Raw genomic sequence first — 2,554 nt, 5'->3', positions numbered from 1 at the left:
GAAGAACGAACCCGCTCGCGCGGGATGGGCGGCGGCCTCGCCGTTCGCGGACTGATACGAGCGTCATGTGCTGATTGAGCGTCGCCCGGCACGGGCGGACGATCCTGGCTCCCTTCACCTGATGGAGCCTTCCCATGACGACCTTTCCCGTTTCCGCCGCACCGCTCAGCCCGCTGCGCCAGCGCTTGATTGACGACATGACCATGCGGCGTTTCTCTCGCGAGACGCAGCGCAACTACATCCGCGACATCGGCCGCCTGGCGTCGTTTCTCGGTCGAGCGCCCGACACGGCGAGCGTGGAGGACCTGCGCCGGTTCCAGGTCGCCCAGCAGGAGGCCGGTCTCGGCGTGCCGACGATGAACGCCATCGTCTCGGCGCTGCGCTTCTTCTTCGTCCATACGATTGACCGGCCCGATCTCGCCCGCAAGCTGGTGCGGCTGCGCTATGCCCGGAGCCTGCCCGACGTCCTGAGCCCGGACGAAGTGCGCCGCCTGCTGAGCGCAACGGTCTGCTTGAAGCATCTGGCCGCCCTGTCGGTCGCCTATGGCGCAGGACTTCGCGTCGCCGAGGTCGCGGCTTTGAAGGTCGGCGACGTCGACTCCACTCGCATGCTCCTGCGGATCGAGCGCGGCAAGGGTGGGCGCGATCGCAACGCCCTGCTGTCCGTCGATCTCCTGGCCTTGCTGCGACAGTGGTGGGTCGAGGGACGGGCACAAGGCGTACTCCATCGAGGGGGCTTGCTGTTCCCTGGCCAGAACTGGGCGCGACCGATCTCAACCCGGCAACTGCACCGCGTCGTGGTGGAGGCGGCGCGGGCGGCCGATATCCAGAAGAGGGTCGGGCCGCATACGCTGCGCCATTCCTTCGCGACCCATCTCTTGGAAGACGGTGTCGACATCCGCGTGATCCAGGTACTGCTCGGCCACGCCAAGCTCGACACGACGGCGCTCTACGCCAAGGTCGCCACACGCACGGTGCGTACCGTCGTCAGCCCGCTCGACAGGCTAGCCCTGTTCCAAAGCGAAAGGGCTGAACCCCGCTGAGGCGATGCGGACCTCGATCGCGGTCGCCGACATCTTCCACGCCGCCGGGCCCGCCTATCGCGCCGCCCGGGCCGGACACCTGAGCCTGGCCGAACTGAAGGTCATGTCGGCGATCGAGAACTGCCGCACCGCGGCGCTCGGCGGCCATGTCGAAGGCTGCGACGACTGTGGTCATCTGCGCATTTCCTACAACTCCTGCCGCAACCGGCACTGCCCACGCTGCCAGGGCGCCGCGGCGCGGGAATGGCTGGCCGCACGCGAGGTCGACCTTCTGCCGGCCGGATACTTCCACGTCGTCTTCACGCTGCCCGCCGAGATCGCCGTCATCGCCTTCCAGAACAAGAGGATGGTCTACGACCTCCTGTTCCGTGCCGCTTCGCGCACGATGACGACGATTGCTGCCGACCCCAAGCACCTTGGCGCCCGCATCGGCCTCACCGCCGTGCTTCACACATGGGGCTCGGCGATGACCCACCATCCGCATGTCCACATGATCGTGCCCGGCGGCGGGCTGTCGCCGGATGGATCACGCTGGATCGCTTCGCGTCCCGCATTCCTCCTGCCGGTGCGGGTTCTCGGGGCGCTGTTCCGCCGTCTCTTCCTCGCAGACCTCGCCGCGCTCCACGAGGAGGGTCGGCTCGCCTTCTTCGGCGCATTGGCCCATCTCGCCAAGCCACAAGCCTTCGCCCGCCACCTCGCCCCGGTGCGAAAGAAGCGTTGGGTCGTCTATGCCAAGCCCCCCTTCGCCGGGCCGAAGGCCGTTCTCGCCTACCTGTCCCGCTACACCCACCGCGTCGCCATCTCCTCGCGGCGCATCCTCGCCTTCGACAAGGCGAACGTCACCTTCCGCGTCAAAGACTACCGCCAGGAAGGTTCCGCCCGGCACAGGACGCTGACGCTCGAAGCTGGCGAGTTCATCCGCCGCTTCCTCCTTCACGTCCTGCCACGGGGCTTTCATCGCATCCGACATTACGGGTTCCTGACAGGTCCTGACCGCAAAGCCGGCATCGAGCGGATACGCGAACTCCTCGGTGCTCCGCCTCCGCCACAGCCTACGGTCGACGAACCGGAAATCTCGAAGCCGCCCGACATTCGCCCACCTTGCCCCTGCTGCGGTGGACGCATGACCATTGTCGGGATCTTCCTGCGCTGGCGACAGCCCCGCGGACCGCCATCTCGCCCATCACCGAACCGGGAGCCTTCGCCATGATCCGACATGGCACTGTACGATCAGCCGCCCGAGACGGCGCGTTTCAGGCCACAGGCATCCGCGTGCCGACCGCCGGTGTCGGCTTCCAAAGCGCGACCATCGTGCGCTCGCCAGCTTTCCCACCACCCGCGTCACGTCGACAACGCAGGCGCCGCAGCACGAAATCAATGTCGATCGGTCGCGGCCGTACCTTGTCCCGGCACAGCCGTCAGCCGAAAACCCCATAACTCAATGACCGACATCCCGCGGATTCGTTCTTCGGCGACTTTCGTACGCCTCGCGGCGCCCGAAACCCTTCAAG

Annotated in this window: 2 protein-coding genes; both read left to right on the top strand. The window is 67.0% G+C overall.

Annotated elements, in window-relative coordinates:
* Nucleotides 1-134: 134 nt before the first annotated feature.
* On the top strand, nucleotides 135-1,043 hold the full coding sequence (locus tag VQ044_RS24645; RefSeq protein WP_327646889.1) for a tyrosine-type recombinase/integrase: 909 nt from the start codon (nucleotides 135-137) through the stop codon (nucleotides 1,041-1,043).
* Nucleotides 1,044-1,047: 4 nt separating this feature from the next.
* Entirely contained in the window at nucleotides 1,048-2,253 is a 1,206-nt protein-coding gene (locus tag VQ044_RS24640) for an IS91 family transposase (RefSeq protein ID WP_327646887.1), read from the top strand.
* Nucleotides 2,254-2,554 lie beyond the last annotated feature (301 nt).

The organism is Aurantimonas sp. C2-5-R2 (genome assembly GCF_036549495.1).
Classification (GTDB): Bacteria; Pseudomonadota; Alphaproteobacteria; order Rhizobiales; family Rhizobiaceae; genus Aurantimonas; species Aurantimonas coralicida_A.
The sequence above is the reverse complement of the archived record's forward strand: the minus strand, read 5'-3'. Positions and strand labels throughout refer to the sequence as shown.